Here is a 23,966-nt window from a genome sequence, read left to right as displayed (position 1 = left end):
GACGAGCGGCCCTGATCCAACACAAAATAAAATTAATCTGCCCGCAATGCGGCGGAGAATCGGATATACAACCCAGTACATTTCCGAAAGGAGCGGATTCACTTCCTCAAGACATGACCTTCGTATCCGGAGGGCAGACCGGAGTGGACCGCGGCGCACTGGACGCAGCAATAGAACGTAATTTAGCGCATCGGGGCTGGTGCCCAAAAGGGCGCAAGGCTGAAGATGGCCCCATCCCGGCAAAATACAACATGCAGGAAATGGTAGACTGGCAGTACTGGAAAAGGACAGAAAAAAATGTGCTCGACTCAGACGGAACACTCGTGCTTCCCGGCCATACCGAGTCCAAAGGAACCGCGCTGACCATCAGACTGGCCCGCAAGCATGGGAAACCCATAGCTGTAATCTCTCTGGACAGGCGGGATGCGGCACAAACAATCAGAGCATGGATTACAGCCCACAATATAAAGGTAATGAACGTAGCCGGACCACGGGAAAGCGGTGCTCCGGGCATAAACCAAAAAACGCGGGAACTGCTAATAGCACTTTAATCATCCAGCAGGAATAAACGATGTCTCTTTCAAAAGAATCTTCAACCTGCCGAGACTCTGCAGCAACTCCCCACTATCCTGCGCAACCACAGCCTCCCGCAAGGCCGTTAACTCCTCGGCATATGCTTTGAAACCGAAGGTCAAGGCCGCCCCTTTGGAGGAATGTATTTTTTCCCGGAAATTTACATAATCCTGTTTTCCCATACAACTGACCATTTCCTCCAGTTCCGCTGACAAGGAGTCAATAAGAACAGGAACCAGATCATAAAGATCAGGGTCAATATAAACTATGTTTCGGGAAGTATCTGCCACGCCATGCTCCTTGCAGAAATATGATACCAATTTCCACCACTGGTGGACACAATCAATTTCATTATCTTAAATAAATACCAACTGAAATTAAATTATATATTTTCCACATAGTACAATGATCAGAGAATATTGAACGCGACAGACTTTTTCAGCTTGACTTCTCATTTGCTGAGCTTAATATATGAACAGTTGTTCACATATTAACATATCGAGTTTAATCATGACAAATAATTCCGCATGTTGCACTGGACACAATCCCACACCGGGAGCAGTGGAACAAGTCAACAAGAAGAGTTGTCCCGAAGAAACACTGGATGACCTGGCTGCAACTTTCAAGATTCTCGGGGAACCGGTCAGGATTAAAATCCTGCACGCTCTCTCCATCAGCAACCTCTGTGTTTGCGACCTTTCTGATCTTCTGGGAATGACCCATTCAGCAATTTCCCATCAGCTGAGAATCCTTAGAACGGCACGCATGGTCCGCTTTAAAAAAGACGGACGCAGAGCAATTTACAGCCTTAACGATAAGCATGTGGAAATAATTATGCAGACCGCCCTTGCGCATATGCAGGGAGACGGTTGTGAAATTCCTCAAGGAGATAAATAAATGTTAGATATAATTCTGACCATCGGCCACGAATCATGGGAGGTTCTGCTTCAATCTGCACCTTTCATGCTATTGGGTTTCTTTATCGCCGGACTGCTCAAAGCATTTGTTGGCCCGGAATTCATTTCAAAAAACCTCGGTTCCGGCAAAACTTCCGATGTGTTTAAAGCCTCCATTCTTGGCGTGCCCATTCCACTTTGCAGCTGCGGAGTGATCCCGGCAGCAGCGCAACTTCGCCAACAGGGAGCAAGCAAGGGTGCTACAACCTCCTTCCTGATTTCTACACCTGAAACCGGAGTGGATTCCATCGCTGTTACCTATGCCCTGCTTGATCCGGTAATGGCTGTTTTCAGACCATTTGCCGCATTCTTCACCGCTGTGGTAGCCGGTATAATGGTAGACAGGCATGAGAAAAAAAACGGAAGCAACAAGGAAGCACCCAAACTTATCCCTGACGCTGTACTGCTTCCCAAAATGGAAGATGCGCTGAAATCTTCAGGTTGCGGGTGCGGTTCCCATGACAATCATGACCATGATCACATAAGCTGCTCAGATTCCGGCTGCGGGTGCGGACACAGCCATGATGATGAACGCCCTGAATCATTTTCAGGAAAAATGGTCTTCGGCATGCAATACTCCTTCGGCAACCTGCTTCAGGATATCGGACTCTGGTTTCTCGGCGGGGTCCTGCTGGCCGGGATATTCGGTGCGCTTATCCCGGACGGCTTTATTGAAAAGAACCTCGGTGACGGTTTCCTGCCCCTGCTGATCATGCTGGCGGCGGCTATTCCGCTTTATGTTTGCGCTACCGCCTCCACTCCCATTGCAGCGGCACTTGCCCTGAAGGGTCTTTCCCCCGGAGCAGCACTGGTTTTCCTGCTGGCAGGTCCGGCAACCAATGCGGCCTCATTCACTGTGGTTGCCAAGCTGCTGGGCAAGCGATCCGCATTTATCTACCTCGGCTCCATCATCGGCTGCTCCCTTGTTCTGGGTATGTTTGCCAACTGGCTATACTACTCACTGGGCCTGAGCATCTCTGACTGGGTCCAGTCCGGTCAGGAAGATGTGCATGGGTTGTTCTTCACCGTCTGCGCACTCATTCTGCTTGCCTTAATCGCTGTTCCCAAGGTAACAGCTTTGGTGAAAGGTGAATCATTGCACGGACATTCACATTAACTGCAATTGAGGTTGCACGGGGGATAAAATGACTGGTGAAGGCGTCGAAGCAATAATTATCATGCTGGTCATCGTATTTGCCATTTTTAAAATGGTGAAAAAGGCCGGAAACGGGCTGGGACAATCCCATCTCCGTGACGAATCAAAATCTGAGAAAAAAGAGATGAACAGCAATGAATAAAAGCACTGCCGGAATTGAAGCGCAGCTTGAAGAGTTGCGCGGATCGGAAAACTTTATCGGATTTTGCGCCTTCGACCTTTTCCTTGATGACGATGAATCCAAGCGCAAGGACGGGGTGCTGAAAATATCGCGCCACAACCTGACTCCCGAAGCCGGATTTCTCAAATTCACATTCATCGTGGATGTCTACGGCGACAAGCTGATCCGCAAACAGGTGCTTGAGCTTTTCGCCCGTTTTCATGACAGTGAATTAAAATCCGAAACCGACCCGGACTTCATGTACATCAAGCCCCCGGAACCTGCTACACAGAAAGACCGGGCATGGTTCATCGGCGAAGTTTTCTTTCACTTTGATTCAGCCAAGGGAGCTTCAAAGGAAAATGTATATCGCTTTTTCCTGCCCTTTTTGACCCTGCGTTTACCCCTCGAATTCAGCGACCTGCAATGGTGGAAAACTGATGAAGTGAACGAAGAAAAAAAGTCAGCCATTCAGGCTATCACTGAATTTATTAAGAATAAATTCTAAGCGAGAACTAAAATGTCACAGCTCATTTGCCATTGCTTTGGGTATACCTCAGATGATATCAAGGATGATGCAGCCAAAAACGGAAAATCGACAATTTTTGAGCGCATCATGACTGAAAAGAAAGCTGGTGGATGCAGGTGTTCAGACGAAAATCCTAAAGGGCGCTGATGCATCCCGGAAGTCCGCCAGGTGGTGGAACAGATATTACAGACAAAAAACGTCAAACTATCCACTGAAAACAACCCATTTGAATAATTTAATAAAACGGAAAAGTCCCCTGCTGCATCTGCAACAGGGGACTTTTTAATGTCTTCTACAAAAAAATCTTAGAACTTAAAACCGATCCTTTCGCGGATCTCTTCCATATTCTCTTTGGCCTTGGCCTGCGCCTTGGCAGTGCCTTCGTGGAGAATATCCCAGACAAGCTGGGGGTTTTCATCCAGATGACGACGACGTTCCTGCATGGGCTCAAGAAATTTAGCCATATTTTCGGCCAGCAACTTCTTACATTCCACACAACCGCGGGTTGCGTTACGGCAGCCTTCCTCAATCTCAGCACAAGTCTCAGCATCGGTAAGCAGCTTGTGGTAAGGATAGAGGTTACAGACTTCAGGATCACCCGGATCGGACTTGCGAAGCCTGTTCTTGTCGGTGAGCATGGACATAACCTTGGGCTTGACCTCTTCCATAGGCTCGCCAAGATAAATGCCATTGTTGTAACTCTTGGACATCTTACGACCGTCCAGACCGGGAAGCTTTGCGTCCTCGGTAAGCATGGCGTTAGGTTCGGGGAAATATTCACCGTTCAAGTGATTGAAGCGGCGGGCGATTTCGCGGGTAAGCTCCAAATGGGGAAGCTGATCCTGTCCTACAGGAACAAGTGAAGGCTTATACATGAGGATATCAGAAGCCATGAGCACGGGGTAACCGAGGAAACCGTAAGTGTTCAGTTCCTTCTGGACCAGCTCCTGCTTGATTTCCTTGTAAGTAGGGTTCCTTTCCAGCCAACCCAGCGGGGTCAGCATGGACAGGATCAGGTGCAGCTCAATGTGTTCCTTGACCTGAGACTGGTGAAAAATCACACACTTTTCAGGATCAAGTCCTGCGGCAATCCAATCCTTGACCAACTCGGGAACAAAGCCCTGAATCTTGCGGGGATCGGAATACTCACTGGTCATTGCGTGCCAGTCGGCAACGAAGAAATAACACTCGTTGTCTTCCTGAATCTTGACCCAGTTGACCAGAACACCGAAATAATGTCCTAAATGCAACCTACCGGTGGGCCTCATGCCTGAAACTATGCGATTGTTTGTCTTACTCATTTTATAAATCTTGTATGCTTGGCGGTCCTAATGGACCAGAAAATTATAGAAAAAACCCATGGCCGGACTGATTATCCTGCCGAGCAATCCGAGCATTGCCAGCACGATTACTATAACGAATCCGTACCGGAACGACATAAATTTGAATGCAGCCTCACGGGGCAGAAATCCGGCCAGAATCTTACTCCCGTCCAGCGGTGGGATGGGCAGCAGATTGAAAAAACACAAAGCCAGATTGATTATGACACCCGCATTAGCGATCATCACCGAAGGCTCAAGAACCTTGAGCATAAGCGGCGAAAGACCATTCATATTAAGTGAAAGGATTACCTTTACGACAATTGCAAACATTACCGCAAGTGTCATATTTGCCGCCGGACCGGCCAAAGCGACAATCATCATATCCCGTTGCGGATTCTTAAAATACATAGGATTGACCGGAACAGGCTTAGCCCAGCCGATCATGCGGGTCAGCACAAGGGCGAGGGTTCCCATTGGGTCAAGATGTTTTAGCGGATTAAGAGTAAGGCGTCCGGCCTGTTTAGCCGTAGGGTCGCCAAGAAGATATGCTGCAAAGCCGTGCGCGGCTTCATGACAGGTAATCGCAAGAAGAAAGGGTAAAGCAAGAATGCTTATTTCTTTGATTGTATTGGCAATGTCGAACATGGATTATGAGCTTGTTCGCTTTTTAGAAGTGATAAATGGCAGGCCAGGAGGGATTCGAACCCCCAGCATTCGGTTTTGGAGACCGACGTTCTAGCCGTTGGAACTACTGGCCTGCATTTATGGTTTGCGACATCTCTGCCGTCAAAACCAAGCGGGTTCTAGCACCCTCATTTTACTTTGGCAAGTAAAAAAGGAATCTATTTTCATAGATTCCTTAAAAAAGTTTAATTATTTTACTACTCAGCCAACACATTAACTGCGGAGAATCAGCTTAAAGCCTGCTCCACTTTTTCCTTCAACTCGCTCAAATCAACGGATTTCACCACATAATGATCAGCCGCAATGGACTTCATGTCATGCTTGAAGCTGTCATAGGCGGTACTGAGGATAACCGGAAGTTCCTGATCTTCCTGCCTGATCTCCTGCAACAGGTCCAAACCGGAACGATTGATACCGAGTTTGATATCAAGGACAACCAAATCAGGATTCTCCCGCCCGATAACTGCAAGGATATCTTCAGTACCGTCAGAAGTGGCTACTTTGTAGCCTCCGGCTTCCAGCTCTTCTCTGTAGAGCATCCGTATATGCTTTTCGTCGTCAACGACTAAAATTGTCTTCTGAGCCATATGCAACTCCTTGAAAGTCGTTTTTCATTATTACCAGTTTAGTTCAATATTCAAGCTCGGGTCAACATTTATAGGCTTTTTTTTGCTTTCATCCGTCATACGGATTGCATACCTCTAATTCATATTTTAAACTTAACACATATTAACAGCGTTTTCCTGTTCTGGCTGCTTTTTTTTGCACTTTTCCTAGATTGTAACCTCCAGCCACAAAAATTCTCCCTCTCTCCAGTAGGAAAAGCTTGCCGAAAACGCACTTAAACGCTAAAGCCCTAAGCCTCGGACATCATCTTATCATATTTATAAAGAAAAAGGAGTCTGCCCATGGTAATTGTCAAAATCGAACCTGAAGGCCAGACAGTAGAATACACAAAACTCAAGACCGTCCTGCAACTACTGAACAAGCAGGGACTTCATCACACCGACACACTCGTCATCCGAAATGGTGAGCTGCTCACGCAGGACGAATGGATCAATCAGGGTGATGAAATAACACTCAGAAAAGTAATTTCCGTAGGGTAATCATATGAAATGCAAGGTATGCAAAGAAAAAGCATTTGTTGCACTGCCCAGCCACAACGCCGCGTTCTGCAAAGAGCATTTTAATGCTTTTTTCATGAAGCAGGTTGCTCAGGGTATCAAAAGACGCAAGCTTCTCGAGCCTGATGACAAGGTGCTGGTCGCCCTTTCCGGGGGCAAAGATTCTCTCGGACTCATGTACGCTCTGGCAGAACTGGGCTACGATGTAACCGGGCTGCACATTGATCTGGGAATTTTCGAATCCTCCATCAAGGCCCGCTCCGTGGTGGAAGATTTCTGTAAGGATAAGGGCTATCCGCTGCGCATTGTGGAACTTGAAAAAGAAGGTGTGCCCATGCCTTTGATCAAAAAACACATCCGCCGTCCCATCTGCGCCATCTGCGGAAAGTTCAAACGCCATTATTTCAATAAGGTTGCCATTGAAGAAGGCTACACAGCCCTTGCTACCGGGCACAATCTTGATGACGAAGTAGCCAGACTTTTCGCCAACACCCTGCGCTGGGATCAGGGATATCTTTCCGATCAGGGTCCGGTGCTGCCTGCGGAAAACGGCTTTGCCAAGAAGGTAAAACCCCTTTTCCGGCTCACTGAATACGAAAGTGCCATATTCTCTTTTCTGGCGGATATTCCCTATCACCACCTGCCCTGCCCTTACAGTTCCGGGGCCAGTTTCACCGGACACAAGCTGCTTTGGCGGGATATGGAACTTCGCAGTCCCGGCACCAAACGAGCTTTCTACAAAGGATTCCTTGATCGTGGTCGCCCCGCATTTTCCGCTTTGGAAAAAGAAGAAAAAGATTACGAGATCGCACCTTGTACCGAATGCGGCTACCCCACATCTGCCGGAAAATGCAGCATTTGCAGGCTTAGAAGCCAGTTGCAGGACTCCCTTAAACAAGAAGCCATGGAAGCAACAAAAGCATGAGCAGCCCCAAGGTTTCGGTAACCATGCCCTGCTACAATTGCGAATCCACTGTGAGAGCGGCAATTGAAAGCATACTCGGGCAGACCTTCGGCGACCTTGAGCTGATAGCAGTGGATGACGGTTCAACGGACAACACCGCTGAAGTGCTTAAAGAATATGCAAGCCGTGATTCACGATTAAAACCGCTATTCCTTGAGCATCAGGGAGTGGTCGGCGCAGCCAATGCAGCCATAGAGGCTGCTTGCGGAAGCTACATCGCACGCATGGACGCGGATGATCTTGCCCTGCCACAGCGTATTGAAAAGCAGGCAGGACTACTGGACCGCGACCCGGAAACCGGACTTACCGCATGTAAGGTCGGTTTCGGCGGGGATCGTGATAAAAACGGCGGCTACGCCCATTACGTGGACTGGATCAACACTTTGGTGGGTACGGATGAAATTTCTCTGAACCGCTTTGTGGAATTTCCTTTTGCCAACCCGTCCATCATGATGCGCAAAGAACTCATTCAGGAACACGGCCCATTCCGGGACGGTGATTTTCCTGAAGATTACGAACTGGTTCTGCGTTGGCTGGAAGCCGGGGTAAAAATGCGCAAGGTGGATGAAGAGCTGCTCATCTGGAATGATCCGCCGGACCGATTATCGCGCAACCATCCCAAATACACAGTTGAAGCTTTCTACCGCATCAAGAGTAGTTATCTCTTCAATTGGCTACAAAATCGTCTCGGTTCCAATCCCAAGGTGGGTGTAATCGGTTCCGGGAGAACTTCCCGCAAGCGTTACAAGATGCTGGAAAACTTGGGTGTGGAAACGGCCTTCTACGTTGACGTGGACCCACGCAAGGTCGGCATGTTCATTCACGGCAAAAAAGTCCTTCACCGCGATGAAGTGCCTCCGGCGGGAAATACTTTTCTGCTCTCCTACGTAGCAAGCTGGGGCGCGCGGGATGAGGTAGCACAGTTTCTGGATGCGCGCGGCTATGTGATGGGGCGGGATTATTTGCTGGTTTCGTAAAATACAAACACCACAGGAAATCAAACTTTCTGCTGAGGGCGGGCTTGAGTCAGAGAACTCAGGTCCGCCTTTTTTATCGTCAACCTTGGCAATATTCCTTCCCGTAGGCTATAAGACGGATAAGAATCTAATCTGACTCCATCCATCAATAATTTAAATGGGAGGTCCGGCAAATGACTGGTAATCGATATTGGACAAAAAGAATTGCTATCTGTTTAGGCAGCCTGATCCTGTGCCTTGGACTTGCTGTATCAGCGAACAGCGCGTCACAACCAACGGTTTCAAACGATACAACGCAACTTCTGCCGGTCGTACAGGAATTCAAGGAACTGATTGAAAACGACCCGAAACTTTTTATGCTTTTTACAGAGATGTTCGAGATGGTCCCCGACACACCGGAGTTCAAGAACGACCCGGCAGGCAATCCTCAAATCCGCAGCTACGTTCAAATGTTGCAAAAAATAAGTGAAATTTCGCAGCAGGCACCGGAATTCAACACAACCGCTATGGTGGGTTTTCCCATCAATTCTATTTTAAACTGGCCCATGGGCACCTCAGCCGGAACAAGTGCTTTTCTTGACAGCCGGGTTAACGCGCAACTGAAAAAGATACTCAACCAGTGGGCTGTATTCCTCGGATCTCCGGACTCCCGCTATGTACTCAGCGACGATCCCAAAAAAGGATGGTTTGGGCGTGATGCTCAAAAGGCAATGCCGGGATTTGCAAAAGACTTCATCTGCGACCCGGACAAGCCATACCACGGATTCGTTTCATGGGACGACTTTTTCACCCGCAAATTCCGCAAGGGACGCCGCCCGGTTGCCGCCCCCAACGATAACTCCGTCATCGCGAACGCCTGCGAATCCGCCCCATTCAATCTGGCGAAAAATGTGAAATTAAGGGATGAATTCTGGATCAAGGGCCAGCCGTATTCGCTCTACCACATGCTCGACGGCGACCCATTGGCTCCCCGCTTTGCAGGTGGCACCATCTATCAGGCCTTTCTGAGCGCACTCAGCTACCACCGCTGGCACAGCCCGGTCAGCGGCAGAATTGTAAAGACAAAACTGATCGACGGGTCCTATTATGCCCAATCACCCACGGTAGGATTTGATCCGGCCAGCCCCAACGGCTCTCAGGGCTACATCACCCAAACTGCAGCCAGAGGCCTGATCTTCATTGAAGCGGATAATCCCGACATAGGTCTGATGGCAATCATGTTTGTCGGTATGGCGGAGGTTTCTTCCAACGAAATCACGGTATATGAGGGTCAGCATGTAAACAAAGGCGATCAGCTGGGCATGTTTCATTTCGGCGGTTCAACACATGTGCTCATCTTCCGCCCCGGTGTTAATCTGGAATTCGACCTTCGCGGCCAGAAGCCCGGACTCGAGACGACTAATATTCCGGTACGATCCCGCATAGCCACTGTCCGTTAGATATTAAAATCCCACCCAGAATTCTTACAAAACTCAGCCTCGGCGCATTTGTGCCGAGGCTGAATATATTTGATCTTGCTGCAAAATTACCCCAGCACCAACTGACTCACCCGTTCCGCCGTATCAAAATCAGCCTCAAATCCCACATCACCAATGGCAGTAATCGGAATCATCCCGCCCAGAGAATTGAGGGCATAGGCGTGATCAAATTGCTCAATCTGAGCGAGATTAATCTCCGCTCCCGCAATTTCGATATGCCGGGCTGCAATTACCTGAGCCGTGCCGGGAAGTTTGTACACTGTCTGTGGCTCAAAAAAAGAATCACCTTTTCTGAAAAGCAGGGAAGCGAAAGAGGATTCCAGAACATTACCATCAAAATCCTGAAGCAGTGCATCATCAAATCCAGCGGCTAAAGCATCCTGCCACGCATTAAGATAATCCATGCGGTTGGTGGATTTATGAGCCATAAGGGGGGAAAGAAAAACATTCGGGCAGGGTCTGAGGGTCCAAGTGCGATTCGGGATGTGCTCAAAAGGGACCGCACAAACTACAGGCAAAGTAATGCCCTGTTCAACCGGAAAAAATATGTTCACCCGTGCAAATTCATTCTCCAGCCCGTTTGCTGCCACCACATCCCGAATAATCGCGTCATAATCCAGCGGCTCTTCGGTAATATTAAATTCAGCAAGGCTTTTACGCGCCCGCTGAAGATGCAAATCCAAATGGCAAATTTTGCTGCCATTCCAGCAAAGGGTCTCGAAAAATCCGTACCCGGTTCTGAAAGCGGGCTGGGCCAGATCGAGACAGACTTCGTCTTCAATGAATTCACCGTTCCTGAAATAAATCATACAGACTCCGGATCGAGAATTTTGCCAGCTTTGGCAATGGTTTCCATGTACTCCGCTTCAGGATCGGAATCAATGACAATGCCGCTTCCGGCCCAGTAATCAAGCTCTTTTGTAGAACTGTCATAAACCGCAGTCCTGATAGGAATGGATGAAACCATATCCTGCGGGCCATGAATAAGCACGATGCTGCCGCAATAAGGCCCGCGCACATGCGGTTCAAGCTTGTCGATAAGTTCCATGGAACTTTTCTTGGGACACCCGGTGATGGAACCGCCGGGAAATGCATTCAGGAGCAGGTCAATGCAATCCCGTCCTTCAAGCAGTTCCCCGCGCACCCGGCTGAACATCTGCAAAAGATTGTCCACTGCAAATACGGATTTGTGATCCTTAACAACCACCGATCCGTAACGGCAATCAGCGGAAATATCATTACGGATCAAATCCACAATCATGGAAAGCTCTGAATCCTCTTTTACTGAACTACGCAGTGACTCGACAAGTTCTTCAGAATACTCTTCAAAACGGAGGGTTCCCTTAATGGGTTCGGAGAGCACCTGCCCCTGCTCCACCCGCAAAAAAAGCTCCGGTGAAGTGGAAACTACTACCTTTTCCCCACTGCGAAAGAGCGCGTAATAGGGTGCGGGATAACGTTTATGCAGCCCGAAAAACCAAAGTACGGGGTTGATATTCCCACCATTCATACTGACGCGGGTGGTCAGGTTAAGCTGGTAAGTCAGGCCATCGCGGATATACTCGAGGGTGCGGGCAACTCCGTCCTCATAACCCTGTTTATTTAGGGACATACATAAATCATGCTCGACAAAAGAAGGCAATTCGACATCAGGAACCCGCCTAACCTGCAAGACTTCAGCCCCAATCACTGACCGATAAGTTTCATCGGCGCAAAGCAGCTTCAGGGCCGAATCCCCACCATCATGAACCAGCACCGCGCGATACTTTTTTAAATGCAATAGTGGAAACTCAGCAGGTTTACTGCTTCCCACCCCGCGCAATTCATGCCCCAGTTCATAAGAAAGATAGCCGATTGCCGGACCATCATCCGCAAAACAAAATTCCTTCATCTGCGCCCGGACATCATCACCGGAAACACCGGCCTGCAAAACAAACTCATCCTGCGGCTCAATGCCAAGATAGCTCATACATGAATCAGGAAAAGAAGGAGAACCGAGCAGCACATCAGCATCACGCTTTCGCACAAAATGGTAAGCGATTTCCCGAAACCGCTCAAAGCTACAGGAGTCCGAAATGATGGAGGGCGTATTCAATGAAAACTCCGGGTTGCTCGGTTAAAAATGATTCCGGGTGAAACTGGTAGCCCAGCAAGGGCAAACTTTCATGGGCAACAGCCATGGGGACCTGCTCACTGTTCTTACTGAGTAATTTCAAGTTCTGCCCAAGCTCTGAACAGTAAAGGGAGTGATAACGGGCCACGGCAAGATCATGCCCGACAAAATCAATACGCTCGGTTCGCCCATGAAAACAGCCGTTCAGCCTTGTGGTGCGCCCGCCGAAATATTCATTAAGAATCTGCATACCGAGGCAGATGCCCAGCACAGGCAGGCCGGATTCGATCACCCTTTCATAACCCGGATAATCCGCGGGACATCCGGGACCGGGAGAAATTATGATCAGCTGATAGGCACTGAAATCAACAGTGTCCCCACAGCCCAGAGCTTGCGAGTAGGAACGCACATAGACCTGCGCCCCCGCAATTTCACGGGCCAGCAGATGTTCAAGATTGTTGGTGAAGCTGTCGTTATTGTCGATAAGAAGTATGTTCATGGTCTGGCGGATATGTACTCCATGAAGAAAGCAGGCACAAGCATGATAAAAGGATTCAAAACCGGATTGTTGCACTTACATGATTCAATAAGTATACAACAATTTAAATCAACAAAGCCCCTCCCTCCTACTTAAGGATTCCAAAGGGGATTATCCCCGTTGGCCGCCGGAGGCGAAATCATATCATCAAAGCGCGTAGCGCATCATATCCCATAGGAAATAAAATGGACTGTATATCAAAAAGAGCCTGTGAGATCACCCCTTTCTTAGTCATGGACGTGCTGGAAAAGGCGCAGGAAATGGAACGTCAGGGCCGCAGCATCATCCACATGGAAATCGGCGAACCGGACTTCGACACCCCCGAATGTGTCAAGCAGGCCTGCATCAGGGCCATGGAAGAGGGCGAAACCCACTACACTCACAGTCTGGGCATCCCGCAGCTGCGTGAGGCCATCAGCAAATATTATCGAGATACTTACGGAGTGGACGTTGATCCGGGCCGGGTAATCATCACCCAAGGCACATCCCCGGCAATGCTGCTGCTTTTTACCTTCATTCTAGATCAGGGGGACAACATCATTGTTTCCGACCCCTGTTATGCCTGTTACAGCAACTTTATTTCCTTTTCCGGCGCCGAAGCAAACTCCATCCGCACCTTTGAGGAAGATGGATTCCAGTACCGCCCGGAAGCAATTGAAAAAGCCATCAACGAACGCACCAAGGCGATCCTGATCAACTCCCCCTCCAACCCCACCGGGACCCTGCTCTCCCCGGAAAGGATGGAAAAAATTGCCAAGATGGGACCGTGGATCATTTCCGATGAAATCTACCACGGCCTTGTCTACGGCGAAAAAGAACACACCATCCTCGAATACACGGATCACGCATTCGTGCTCAACGGATTTTCCAAGCTTTTCGCCATGACCGGATGGCGGCTGGGTTACATCATCGCCCCGGAAAAATACGTACGCCCCATGCAGAAGCTCTGCCAGAACTTCTTCATCTCCGCCAACTCCATGGCCCAGCATGCCGGGGTGGCCGCGCTGACCGAATCATGGGACGAGGTCAACCGCATCAAAGAAATCTACAATGAACGCCGCAAGTTCCTGATCAAAAGACTGCGTGAAATCGGCTTTGATATCAAGGTGGAACCCACCGGAGCGTTTTACATATTGGTCAACATGAAGCATCTGGCGGCAAAATTTGATGGAAGCTCCCTGAAGCTGGCCTTCGACATTTTAGAGAAGGCCGGAATCGGAGTAACACCGGGAATTGATTTCGGAGAAGGAGCCGAAGGTTTCATCCGTTTATCTTACGCTAATTCCATGGAGAATCTGGCTGAAGGGATGGATCGGTTGGAGAGGTATGTAAAGGAGAATGGGTAGTTTTTTTAGCTAAATAAAATGAAAATCCCTGTGGACGGAAGTTCGCAGGGCTGTTGTGGTTTTGATTTACTTAGATTGGCGTAATTTCTTTTTGAGGTAGTAGATTGCTACGCCAGCGAATGGTTTGAGCTTTCCGCTATCTCCCGGAGTTTCATATTCGCTAATTTTGCGGAGAACTTTTTCTCTCGGCCAGATTCTACTTTTAGGCATCTCTCTGATAACGGCATCAATCCGCGCCTGCCTCTGCATACGCAGTCTACGCAGATTCAAATTTAAAATCCCCGGAGCTTTCACACTCCCAATCTGCTCGTTGAATTCTGTATCTGTGGAATAAATTTCACCGTCAGCTTTGTACTTGATTACACTTTCAACATTAAAATTAGCAGGATTGTACTTTAGGTCGGATGATGCTTTAAGCACATCACAATGATGGTTCTTACGACCTTGCCCTTCACTGCCACAACAGGCTGCTAGCAAATTTCCGTATTCAAATCTTTTGTCGACATTCTTTCGTTGGCAAGCCCAATGCTCTACACGCATACTGTCCGCATCATCGTTGATTTGACTCTGGCAGTAACAGCACAAATATCCCTGTTCTTCACACAAAGCGACACGAAGATCATCTTTTACCCCACCTTCTTCAGACGGAATAGCCCTAAAAGGCAGATCGTTAAGTTGATGATTGTTCTCTTCTTTCCATTCCCGGAACCTGCGTGGAATCGCTCCTTTCTGAATATTCCTCACAGATCACTACTCCGAAAGCTCAAGAACTGTGCGGGCTTTAATCAGAGCTGGCACATCGCCGAATTTGGCTTCGTATTTCTCGATCAGATTCTTAGCTTCATCAAATTTTTCATCTTCAATCAAAGTATAAATCCGGCTCAATTCTTCTTCGAACTCAGGACTGAAGGCAGGCAAATCCATAACTTCCTGCAAAATTTCAGACGAATTCAAGCCTTGACTCAACTCAGGTTTCTCATACTGAATATCCCCATTCTCATCCCGATAAAGCGAAAAAATATTCTCAGCAGGAACTTCACTGAGCACCTGCGGGGAATGGGTAGTGATAATAAACTGGCAATTAGGAAATGTTTCGCGCAATGCCGGGACAATACGGCGTTGCCATTTGGGGTGCAGATGGAGGTCTATTTCGTCGATTATGATGAGCCGTGCAGCTGTAAGTAAATTGTCTTCATCTTTTCCAGAATACACCACTTCATGCGCAATAGCAGCTGCCAGTCCGATAAAAACCTGTTCCCCTAATGATAGCTGATCAAATAAAAATCTTATTTTATCTTCATTTACAATTTTACTTGCTTCATATGTGTTCTTACTATTGTTAAATGAAAAACTATGAAATCCAGTAATCATAGCAATTGCTTTTTTCATTGCCTGTAGCTTGGGATTCAGCACAAAAGAAGCTGGATCATTGCCATTATCGACATGTAAACGAAACTCTGCATTTTCAGCATCTTCATGACTCTTAATCATACTAACAGCGTATGTCTCAGGGCTTTTAAATGGAGATGTTTTATGTACTATTTCATCAATAGGAACATTGATGGAGCTATCATATGAACACCTCTCTCTTTCAGCGACTAACAACAAATAATCCAAATCCCACGCTTCCTGCCTACTTCCTGTACCTCTATAAGAACTTGCTATTTTTTCTGGATTGCTACTCGATAAAACTTCAAAAATTGAGGAATCATAACTCCACACTAATTTATTATCAGCACTGGTTGCACCAATTGAAACATCCAAATCTCTTATCGTTAATTCATCTTCATAAAGTTTTTTTACGGTACCAGTTTTTGAATTGATAGCAGCCCCATTAAGCATATGCCGAATCGCAGCAACAATCGTAGTCTTCCCGCACCCATTATCGCCCACAAACACATTCAAATGCCTGTCGAACTCAATCTCCATGTCCCGGATGCCCCGGTAATTGTGCAGCGATAATTTTTCTAAATACATGGCAGGTTGTCTCCTGAAATATTGATATAAAAAATTCCCACCGACGATTTTACTCGCCGATGGGAATATAAGTAGCCTATGTCCCTGTGTTTCTCAACATCAGGGTCGGTTTTATTTCCAGACATTATCTTTATGCTGAATGGGCCTCAGCCTTCCCGCCAACCTTCTCCATCTTGATGAAGAACATGAGCAGAGCCGGGATCATGAACACGGTGAAGACCGTGGACAGGGCCAGACCGCCGAGTACTACTGCTCCGAGTCCGCGGTAGAGTTCGGAACCGGGACCGGGGGCGATTGCCAGCGGGAGCATGCCGAAAATGGATGTTGTTGCCGACATGTAGATGGGACGCAGTCTGGAGCGGGTCGCTTCCAGCACGGCCTCGCGGTGCTCCATGCCCTCGTTACGAACGTTGTTCAAGGACTGGTGCACGATGAGAATTGCGTTGTTAACAACAACCCCGATCAGGATAACGAAGCCGAGCATGGTCAACACATCCAGCGGCTGCGGGGCGATGAACAGGTTCTCCAGCTTCAGACCGAGGAATCCGCCTGCACCAGCAAGAGGCACGGTCAGCAAAATAATGACCGGATAAATAAAGTTACCGAACAGAGCCGCCATGAGCAGGTAGGTAATGACCACCGCCAGCAGGAAGTTCCACTGCATAGCCTCACGGGTCTGGGTCAGTTTATCTGCCGCACCGGACATACGCACGTTCACACCGTCCATAAGTCCCATTTCCTTAACCTTGGGGATAAGCTCGTTCTGGACAATATCCATAGCCTGCTCAAGAGGCATAGACTTGGGCGGAGTGATCTGCAAGGTAACAGTCCTCTGCCGCTCAAGATGGCGAATCTGGGTGATACCGTAGGTCCGTTCCAGACGGGAAAGGGATGATACCGGGACCGCCCAGCCCTGCGGGGTTGCCACAAGGGATTCGTAGAGATCTTCAGGGGTGTTAACCCGCTTGTCAGAAGCCATGAGCTTCAGATCTATCTTCTTTTTACCTTCTTCCTTGAAATCACCTATCTTGCGGCCGTCCATGAGAACATCAAGGGCCTCACCGATTTCCTGACTGGACATACCAGCCGCGCGCAGACGGTCACGGTCGGGCACAATGCGCACCTCGGGATAAAGCATCTCAAGAGACGGAATGGGCCGCACCTGCGCATTAGGTATTGCCTGACGGGCCATGCCGAACATGGTCCCGGCGGCAGCCATAAGCTTGGGCAGTTCCGGTCCGCTGAAATCAACAGCGACCATACGCCCTTTACCAAGGCCCGTTTCAAAAATCGAAGCCTGAATACTGACCCCGAACATACCGGGAATTGAATTCATGATCCGACTGAAAAGAGGAATTAAAGCCGCAGGGCGTTCCTCATCACCGGAAATGGCACCGAAAAGGTTAATATCCGGGGCGGAAACATAAAAAAGCTGTTCAACTGAAGGCAGACCATCCTTTTCCTCCTTCATATGCGGCTCAGTCTGAGCCGCGATAAATTCGCCAATGGAGGAACGCTCTTCAAACGAAAGCCCCGGCGGCGGAATGAGAATGGACAGGATCAGGTTCCTGTTCCCCTGCGGCAGGTATTCCATCTTCGGAAAGAAGGAAATCACCAGCAGGGCCGAAGCCGCAACCAAGATGGCTACAGTGGAAAGCCTTGTGGCCCAGTTGCGGATGGCAAGGCTGAGCAGGCCCATGATGGCATCGGAAAACTTGGCCCCGATCCCGGTAAGGATATTCTTTTTGGCCTTCTTTTTGCGCTTGGAAAAAGAATAGAACTGCTTGGCCAGCATGGGAATTACCGAGATGGACACAAACAGGGACAGGGAGATGGCACAGGTAACCGCGATGGCGATATCCTTGAACAACTGCCCTGCTTCCTCTTCAATAAAAACGACCGGGAGAAATACCGCGACGGTGGTCAGGGTTGAAGCCAAAACCGCGCCCCAAACCTCGCTGGCTCCGTCATAGGCGGCCTGATACGGAGGCTTGCCCATGCCGCGGTGGCGGTCGATGTTCTCAAGAACAACAATAGCGTTATCCACCAGCATACCCACGGCAAAGGAAATACCGGACATACTGACGATGTTCAGCGTCCTGCCCATCCCGCCGAAAACGATGAAAGAACCGATGACGGAAATAGGAATGGCGATGGCGACAATGACCGTAGCCGAAAGGGACTGCAAAAAGATGAGCAGTACGATGACCGCCAGTACACCACCGATGATAATATTCTGTTTTACGAGATCAATTGCGCCATTAATATACGGTGCCTGATCGTAAACCCAGTCAAGAAAAATTCCTTTATCAGCAAGGAGTCCCGCGTTGAGATCTTCAACAACCTTGCGCACGTTCTTGGTTACCTCCAGAACGTTGGAACCCGGTTCAGGTTTAACCCCTATAGCCATACCGGGAATACCGTTATGAAGCATGGCAACGGTCTGTTTTTCAAAGCCGGGTACGACCTTGCCGACATCTCCGATGGTTACCCTTTGCTGACCGGAAGAAGTGATTACAACGGCTTCAATCTCTTCGGGAGTCTTGAATTCAGAGGTGGTGCGGATACGGTAATCGCGGCGTCCGACCCCCAGATTCCCGGCTGAAACGTTGGAGTTCTCGCTTTTAAGTACCTGTGTAACCTTATCGATGGTCAAATTGTAAGCGGCCAGCTTTTCCGGCGCGATGATGATGTGCATCTCATTTTCAGTACCGCCGCCCACGAACAGGTCGGCAACACCGTCCACACGCTCAAGATACTGACGCACACTATCTTCAAAATATGTAGCAAATTCATTGATATGATGTTCGTTGTCCGGCAGGGTCCGCAGAATCATCCAGATAACCGGGGATGCTGAAGCACCGGTAGCTGAAATCACCGGACGGTCAGAATCCGAAGGATATTTCTTAACCTCGTTCAGCTTATTTGAAACCCTGAGCAGAGCATCATCAATATTGGTGCCGATTTTGAAACGCAGGGAAATACGCCCGAAACTGTCAAAGCATTCGGACTCCATTTCCAGCAATCCGGTAACACCCTTGAGTACTTTCTCCTGCTCTTCAATGATATCACGCTCGATTTCATAAGGGGTGGCCCCGGTCCATGTAGTTTGAACGGTAATTTCAGGCTCAGTTACAGACGGGGAAAGCTGATAAGGCAAACCGGAAAGGGCCAGCCCGCCGAAAAGAACCAGCAGGATAACTCCAACCAGCACCGAAACGGGCTTTTCAATTGAAAATTTAACAAAATCCATGATTCACTCCGGACCGCGTGGCTATATGTTATCAATGACCACGGGCTGTCCGGGTCTGAGGCGTTCGTTGCCCTTAGTGACGATATCCATTCCGGCTTTAAGGCCTTTGCCGCGCACTCCGGCATTCATGCCTTTGAAACCGACAACCTGTACCGGGAAAGGCTGGGCCTTACCGTCAATGGCCGCAATGACCATAGTAGTTCCACGTAGAGTAATCACCGCATCACGGGGCACAACAACCGTCTCGCTGGCCAGACCGTTAGGCAGGGAAACACGCGCTTCCATACCCTGTTTAAAACCGTTCTTGCTGTTAATTCGTATTTTTACCGGAAAAGTACGGCTGGCGATATCACCACGGGGAATAACCGCAAAGACTTTGCCTTTGTACTCCTTGCCGCCTGCGCTGATGCCCACTTCAAGACCGGGCTTGACCACCTGCGCCACATCCTGCGGAACGTTGACCACAACATCGTAGCTGGTATTCATACCCAATTTGACTACGTCTTCACCTATGGAAAGCCATTCGCCGAGGTAGACAGAACGTTTGAGCACAATACCGTCAAAAGGAGCACGGATAGTTTTCTTGGAAAGTTGAATCTGAAGACGGCGCAGTTTGGCCTGAGAGGAAGCAAGTTCACTCTCCATGGCAATGGCTTTGAACCGCTTGGAATCGTATTCACCTTCGTGAACGGAACCGCTCTTAAAAAGCTTGGTGATACGCTGGTCGTCGCGCTTGGCAAGATCGTAGTTGGCCTTGGATTCAGCATAGGCAGCTTTTGCCGCACGAATTTCAGTATTAAGCAGATCGGAACTGAGCCTGATCAAGACCTCGCCTCTCCTGACCGTATCTCCTTCTTCCACTTCAACCCGGACGATTTTTCCGCTTACTTCAGAGGCAACATCAGATGTTTCGGAAAAATAAACAGTACCGATATATGAAGACTCAGGAGCAACCTGACCTGCAAATGATTTAGATGTCGCCACATGGGCAGGAGGCATCTGGGGGGCCTTCTTCTCAGCAGCGAGAACAGGGCAGGCAGAAAGTATGAAAATCAAAAAAAATATTATCCGTTGCATAGATCGGCTCCGATATGAATTATAACTTTATTTCCGACGGGCACACCTTACGTGAGATCACAGTATAGTCAACTGAGGCTTAATTCCATTAACATAAGCAATCACTCACCTGCTCAACCAAAAGTATGAGTTATAAAACTACACACGGACGAATTTATAATTTACTCTCCGCAAAACAATCTGGCATTTTTAAGCATCTTTTTTAAAATTCATCCCCAGGGACAAATGAACAAAATCTATACAATATTAGTAGTTACAGCACTATTCATAGCCACCGCCGCACCAGCTGCCGCCCTGACCATAAAAAACAAATGCAAATACACAGTAGCGGGATCGATTACGATTGCGGAAAGCATGGTCAGCGTTGCCCAATTCAACATTGCACCCGGAGAATCAAAAAAGCTGCTCAAGGGCTTTGAAAAAAAGGTCCTGATCATCAAAACCATTCCCAATATATATGACTATGATATGGATAAATATAAAATCACATCCATTGAAATTGACAACCCGGACAGCCACATTGAACTGAAACAATCCCAGCAAGGGATTAAATTCAAAGTGGAATAAATTTACCACTTCCAGCATCGACGCCAAAAAAGCCCTCCCCACAAACACATGGGGAGGGCTTAATACTTTCAGCCTCAGTCAATTACTAGGTAAGTCCTTAAACCTACTACAGATTAGCGAGAATAATCTCACCAAATTTTTTGCAGCCAACCTGCTCGGCACCGCTGATCTGACTTGCCAGATCCACAGTTACCTTCTTAGCAGCCAAAGCTTTTTCAACCGCATTTTTAATCAAAACAGCTGCTTCGCCCATGCCGTTGTTTTCCAGCAGCATGGCACCGGACAGCAAAATACTTCCGGGGTTGGCAAGGTCTTTTCCGGCAATAGTAGGTGCTGTTCCATGAGTTGCTTCATAAATGGCAAGCTTATCACCCATGTTTACACCCGGAGCAAGTCCGAGTCCGCCAACCTGAGCGGCAAGTGCATCAGAAAGATAATCACCATTAAGGTTGGTGGTCGCTACCACGCTGTACTGCTGGGGACGCATGAGCAATTCCTGAAACATAGCGTCGGCAATGCGGTCATTAATGACAACCTTTCCGGCTGCATCTTCGCCTTCTTTAACAACCTGCCCGGCATAATCTTCCTCTGCGAGATCGTAACCCCACTGGCGGAAGCCGCCTTCAGTGAATTTCATGATGTTGCCTTTATGAACCAGAGTCACGGATTCGCGATTCTGGTCAATGGCGTAATCTATAGCCCGGCGGACCAGACGCTTGGAGCCAGCGGGAGTAATAGGTTTAATACCTACGCCCGCAGTGGGATCAATCTTGGCACCCATTTCATCAACCAGAAAATCAATTACTCTCTTTGCTTCGGGAGAAGCAGAGCTCCACTCTATACCGGCATAAACGTCCTCGGTATTTTCGCGGAAAACCACGATGTCCACCAGATCGGGACGCTTTACCGGGGATTCAATACCTTCAAAATAACGAATAGGACGGATACAGGCATAGAGATCAAAAACCTGTCTCAGGGTTACGTTGAGGGAACGGATTCCCTTGCCCACTGGGGTCTGCAAAGGGCCTTTGATGGCCAATTCCGCTTTGGCGAGGGTGTCGAGGGTGTCCTGAGGCAGATATTCTCCAGTGGCTTCGTATGCTTTTTCACCGGCAAGGAGTTCAGACCATTCAATTTTCTTAGCACCGCTGTAAGCTTTTTCAAGAGCGGCATCAATTACAGGACGGGCGGCACCCCAGACTTCCGGGCCGATACCGTCACCTTCGATGAAATATACTGTTTTCGTAGACAAAATGATCTCCTTAAATCATGAGCACAGCTCCGGCTCCTTACGACTGTGCGATGGATGGTGCTAGGCAGGGCAGGACGGATTTTTTCGAGTTATTGCGTAAACTGAAAAGAGGAACCGGATGACGACCGTCCGCGGGCTGGACAAAAGGCAGGATTGTATCTGCATTTCTGGATTCAGGCCGCAGATATACGATGTTCTTGCAAAAAAGTAAAGATACAGAGCAAAACCAACAGCAACCTCACCATAGTTCGCTAAAAATGCAAACAAAGAAAGATTAATCAAAACGAAGTACGGTCAGCAGTACATAATTCACAATTCCGCTAAAATGAAAAGGGAGGCCCGATGGTCGGACCTCCCTTTCTGAGTGTATTGAACCCATCTGTGTTACTAGCCACCGATGAGCTGCATTGCCATCCTGGGCATACCGTTTGCCTGGGAAAGCATGGCTACTGCGGACTGAGTGAGAATCTGGTTCCTGGTGAACTCAGTCATTTCAGTCGCAACGTCAACGTCGGAGATGCGTGATTCCGAAGCCTGAACGTTTTCAGCCTGGATTGAGAGGTTGGTAATGGTGTTTTCCAGTCTGTTCTGGAGAGCACCGAGGTTTGCGCGAATCTTATCCTTGGAGATAATCGCATTATTCAACTTATCAAGAGACGCCTGTGCCTGCTGCTGTGTGGAGATGGAGTTGTTAGCAGCAAGCCCAACACCCAGCGCAGAAGCTGTGGAGGTGCCGATTGAGATGTAATAATAATCCTCGGCACTATCGTTAGCGGTACCAAAGTGAACCTTAACTTTACCGGTTGACCTTAAACCGGCTCCGCTGTGGTCGCCAGACACGTTACCGTTAAGCAGGTGGATTCCGTTAAAGTCGGTCGCATTCGCGATACGGGTAATTTCTGATGCCATCGCCTGATATTCAGAGTCGATAATAAGACGCTGGTCAGAGTTGTAGGTACCGGTTGCGGCCTGAGTTGCAAGTTCCTTCATACGGATGAGCTTTTCATCGATAACACCGAGAGCTCCATCAGCAGTCTGGATCATGGAGATGGCGTCGTTAGCGTTACGAATACCCTGGTTCAGGGACTTAACATCCGCACGCATGAGTTCGCGAATTGCCAGACCTGCGGCATCATCTGCTGCGGTTCCAACACGAAGACCTGAAGACAGGCGACGGGTTGATACACCGAGGTTACCATATGATTCCTGCAAGTTACGGCTGGCGTTCATGGCCATCAAGTTGTGATTAATTACGAGCGACATAATAATTCCTCCTTGAATTATTTCGAAAATTCGCCTGAGTGGGTCCTTCCACTCCGACCTTTTACTGGTTAAATTAGTCAGTTAAAATCCGCTTGAATTTCTACTGCATAAAATACCCTCCGGAACAGTTCGACATGCGGCCTACGGCCTTGTTGCCCGGATAATCACCGACAAATCATCTTGAGCATCTTCGGGCATTACCTGCATATGGACTCACGCAGGTGTCCGCTTAATCTTTAGTTAAGACTCGGGACTCCTTAACGAGTCCGCGACTCTGTACAGGCACGGCCATACGGCGGCGATTCTCACATGTCCCGTTATGGGAAATATTCTCTATGCGGGCTTAACTCCGCACATTACCAACCTCCGAGAACCACACTGACCAAATGCCTTTAGCTGCTCATGAAATCATCGATATATTCTCCGGTCACACTCCCTTGTTGATTAGGTAGAGGTTTACTCTGCCGATAGATTTGCAATGGGCGTGCCTGTATTTCCAGAAACGTTTATTTATTTACCAAAAGAAGACGCAAGATCTTGTTTAGACAGGATTTTTAAAAACAAAGACTTCTTAATACAAAAAGAGAAACCCATGCAGAAAAATAGCGGGAGGAAAGTTCTGCCTTGTGTGAAGAGGAAATTATTTCCTAATTAAGG

24 protein-coding genes, 1 tRNA gene and 1 pseudogene are annotated in these 23,966 nt (G+C 48.4%); 12 read left to right on the top strand and 14 right to left on the bottom strand.

What is annotated here, in order from left to right:
• Window positions 1-113: 113 nt before the first annotated feature.
• The gene (locus FMS18_RS02370) at window positions 114-551 is read left to right on the top strand and encodes a putative molybdenum carrier protein (RefSeq protein WP_163292149.1); all 438 of its coding nucleotides are present in this window, start codon (window positions 114-116) and stop codon (window positions 549-551) included.
• Here FMS18_RS02370 and FMS18_RS02365 read toward each other — a convergent pair whose 3' ends face one another.
• On the bottom strand, window positions 552-863 hold the full coding sequence (locus tag FMS18_RS02365) for a hypothetical protein (RefSeq protein WP_163292148.1): 312 nt from the start codon (window positions 861-863) through the stop codon (window positions 552-554).
• 220 nt (window positions 864-1,083) lie between these two features.
• Here FMS18_RS02365 and FMS18_RS02360 point away from each other — a divergent pair, with 220 nt between their 5' ends.
• The 5 genes and pseudogenes from FMS18_RS02360 to FMS18_RS02340 all read left to right on the top strand — a co-directional run.
• The gene (locus FMS18_RS02360) at window positions 1,084-1,470 is read left to right on the top strand and encodes a metalloregulator ArsR/SmtB family transcription factor (protein WP_163292147.1); all 387 of its coding nucleotides are present in this window, start codon (window positions 1,084-1,086) and stop codon (window positions 1,468-1,470) included.
• Complete coding sequence (locus tag FMS18_RS02355; protein WP_163292146.1) at window positions 1,471-2,646, top strand: SO_0444 family Cu/Zn efflux transporter; 1,176 nt, start codon at window positions 1,471-1,473, stop codon at window positions 2,644-2,646.
• Window positions 2,647-2,674: 28 nt separating this feature from the next.
• Window positions 2,675-2,827 (top strand): hypothetical protein, encoded by a 153-nt coding sequence (locus FMS18_RS02350; protein ID WP_163292145.1) that lies wholly within the window; start codon window positions 2,675-2,677, stop codon window positions 2,825-2,827.
• Window positions 2,820-3,353 carry a hypothetical protein gene (locus tag FMS18_RS02345; protein WP_163292144.1) on the top strand — a complete coding sequence of 178 codons (534 nt, stop codon included), beginning with the start codon at window positions 2,820-2,822 and terminating at the stop codon, window positions 3,351-3,353. The genes FMS18_RS02350 and FMS18_RS02345 overlap by 8 nt, the downstream gene beginning before the upstream one ends.
• A 12-nt stretch (window positions 3,354-3,365) precedes the next feature.
• Window positions 3,366-3,518: pseudogene (locus FMS18_RS02340) on the top strand ((2Fe-2S)-binding protein); the annotation flags it as partial.
• 161 nt (window positions 3,519-3,679) lie between these two features.
• Here the strand turns inward: FMS18_RS02340 and trpS are convergent.
• From trpS to FMS18_RS02320, 4 genes are all read right to left on the bottom strand, one after another.
• Entirely contained in the window at window positions 3,680-4,675 is a 996-nt protein-coding gene (trpS, locus tag FMS18_RS02335) for a tryptophan--tRNA ligase (RefSeq protein ID WP_163292142.1), read from the bottom strand.
• 27 nt (window positions 4,676-4,702) lie between these two features.
• Entirely contained in the window at window positions 4,703-5,341 is a 639-nt protein-coding gene (locus FMS18_RS02330) for a site-2 protease family protein (protein ID WP_163292141.1), read from the bottom strand.
• 36 nt (window positions 5,342-5,377) lie between these two features.
• Window positions 5,378-5,454 (bottom strand) — tRNA-Trp (locus FMS18_RS02325).
• A gap of 153 nt (window positions 5,455-5,607) precedes the next feature.
• Complete coding sequence (locus FMS18_RS02320; RefSeq protein WP_163292140.1) at window positions 5,608-5,967, bottom strand: response regulator; 360 nt, start codon at window positions 5,965-5,967, stop codon at window positions 5,608-5,610.
• 321 nt (window positions 5,968-6,288) lie between these two features.
• Here FMS18_RS02320 and FMS18_RS02315 point away from each other — a divergent pair, with 321 nt between their 5' ends.
• From FMS18_RS02315 to FMS18_RS02300, 4 genes are all read left to right on the top strand, one after another.
• Window positions 6,289-6,486, top strand: coding sequence for a MoaD/ThiS family protein (locus FMS18_RS02315; RefSeq protein WP_136674482.1), 198 nt, complete (start codon window positions 6,289-6,291; stop codon window positions 6,484-6,486).
• Window positions 6,487-6,490: 4 nt separating this feature from the next.
• Entirely contained in the window at window positions 6,491-7,429 is a 939-nt protein-coding gene (locus FMS18_RS02310) for an ATP-binding protein (protein WP_163292139.1), read from the top strand.
• Window positions 7,426-8,445 carry a glycosyltransferase gene (locus FMS18_RS02305; RefSeq protein WP_163292138.1) on the top strand — a complete coding sequence of 340 codons (1,020 nt, stop codon included), beginning with the start codon at window positions 7,426-7,428 and terminating at the stop codon, window positions 8,443-8,445. The genes FMS18_RS02310 and FMS18_RS02305 overlap by 4 nt, the downstream gene beginning before the upstream one ends.
• Window positions 8,446-8,618: 173 nt before the next feature.
• Window positions 8,619-9,884: a phosphatidylserine decarboxylase family protein gene (locus tag FMS18_RS02300; protein WP_163292137.1), complete on the top strand. Its 1,266-nt coding sequence runs from the start codon at window positions 8,619-8,621 to the stop codon at window positions 9,882-9,884.
• Between the two features lie 86 nt (window positions 9,885-9,970).
• Here FMS18_RS02300 and FMS18_RS02295 read toward each other — a convergent pair whose 3' ends face one another.
• Genes FMS18_RS02295 through FMS18_RS02285 form a run of 3 tightly spaced genes read right to left on the bottom strand, consistent with a single transcriptional unit; the run spans window position 9,971 to window position 12,535 of the window.
• Window positions 9,971-10,732 (bottom strand): aminotransferase class IV, encoded by a 762-nt coding sequence (locus FMS18_RS02295; protein ID WP_163292136.1) that lies wholly within the window; start codon window positions 10,730-10,732, stop codon window positions 9,971-9,973.
• Window positions 10,729-12,018, bottom strand: coding sequence for an anthranilate synthase component I family protein (locus FMS18_RS02290; RefSeq protein WP_163292135.1), 1,290 nt, complete (start codon window positions 12,016-12,018; stop codon window positions 10,729-10,731). The genes FMS18_RS02295 and FMS18_RS02290 overlap by 4 nt, the downstream gene beginning before the upstream one ends.
• Window positions 11,984-12,535 (bottom strand): aminodeoxychorismate/anthranilate synthase component II, encoded by a 552-nt coding sequence (locus tag FMS18_RS02285; protein ID WP_163292134.1) that lies wholly within the window; start codon window positions 12,533-12,535, stop codon window positions 11,984-11,986. The genes FMS18_RS02290 and FMS18_RS02285 overlap by 35 nt, the downstream gene beginning before the upstream one ends.
• A gap of 224 nt (window positions 12,536-12,759) precedes the next feature.
• Here FMS18_RS02285 and FMS18_RS02280 point away from each other — a divergent pair, with 224 nt between their 5' ends.
• Window positions 12,760-13,920: a pyridoxal phosphate-dependent aminotransferase gene (locus FMS18_RS02280; RefSeq protein ID WP_163292133.1), complete on the top strand. Its 1,161-nt coding sequence runs from the start codon at window positions 12,760-12,762 to the stop codon at window positions 13,918-13,920.
• A 66-nt stretch (window positions 13,921-13,986) separates the two neighbouring features.
• On the opposite strand, the gene FMS18_RS02275 is transcribed toward FMS18_RS02280, so the two are convergent.
• From FMS18_RS02275 to FMS18_RS02260, 4 genes are all read right to left on the bottom strand, one after another.
• Window positions 13,987-14,664 carry a retron system putative HNH endonuclease gene (locus FMS18_RS02275; protein WP_163292132.1) on the bottom strand — a complete coding sequence of 226 codons (678 nt, stop codon included), beginning with the start codon at window positions 14,662-14,664 and terminating at the stop codon, window positions 13,987-13,989.
• A gap of 6 nt (window positions 14,665-14,670) precedes the next feature.
• Entirely contained in the window at window positions 14,671-15,897 is a 1,227-nt protein-coding gene (locus FMS18_RS02270) for an AAA family ATPase (RefSeq protein WP_163292131.1), read from the bottom strand.
• Between the two features lie 130 nt (window positions 15,898-16,027).
• Entirely contained in the window at window positions 16,028-19,150 is a 3,123-nt protein-coding gene (locus tag FMS18_RS02265; RefSeq protein WP_163292130.1) for an efflux RND transporter permease subunit, read from the bottom strand.
• 21 nt (window positions 19,151-19,171) lie between these two features.
• Complete coding sequence (locus tag FMS18_RS02260; RefSeq protein ID WP_163292129.1) at window positions 19,172-20,227, bottom strand: efflux RND transporter periplasmic adaptor subunit; 1,056 nt, start codon at window positions 20,225-20,227, stop codon at window positions 19,172-19,174.
• Between the two features lie 225 nt (window positions 20,228-20,452).
• On the opposite strand from FMS18_RS02260, the gene FMS18_RS02255 reads away from it, so the two are divergent.
• Complete coding sequence (locus tag FMS18_RS02255; RefSeq protein ID WP_163292128.1) at window positions 20,453-20,794, top strand: hypothetical protein; 342 nt, start codon at window positions 20,453-20,455, stop codon at window positions 20,792-20,794.
• A gap of 106 nt (window positions 20,795-20,900) precedes the next feature.
• Here FMS18_RS02255 and icd read toward each other — a convergent pair whose 3' ends face one another.
• Together icd and FMS18_RS02245 are read right to left on the bottom strand one after the other, a co-directional pair.
• Window positions 20,901-22,046 carry an NADP-dependent isocitrate dehydrogenase gene (icd, locus tag FMS18_RS02250; RefSeq protein ID WP_163292127.1) on the bottom strand — a complete coding sequence of 382 codons (1,146 nt, stop codon included), beginning with the start codon at window positions 22,044-22,046 and terminating at the stop codon, window positions 20,901-20,903.
• A 387-nt stretch (window positions 22,047-22,433) separates the two neighbouring features.
• Window positions 22,434-23,309 carry a flagellin gene (locus tag FMS18_RS02245; protein WP_163292126.1) on the bottom strand — a complete coding sequence of 292 codons (876 nt, stop codon included), beginning with the start codon at window positions 23,307-23,309 and terminating at the stop codon, window positions 22,434-22,436.
• Between the last annotated feature and the right edge of the window lie 657 nt (window positions 23,310-23,966).

Source organism: Desulfovibrio sp. JC022 (assembly GCF_010470665.1).
Classification (GTDB): domain Bacteria; phylum Desulfobacterota; class Desulfovibrionia; order Desulfovibrionales; family Desulfovibrionaceae; genus Maridesulfovibrio.
This window is presented reverse-complemented; position numbering and strand designations above follow the sequence as displayed.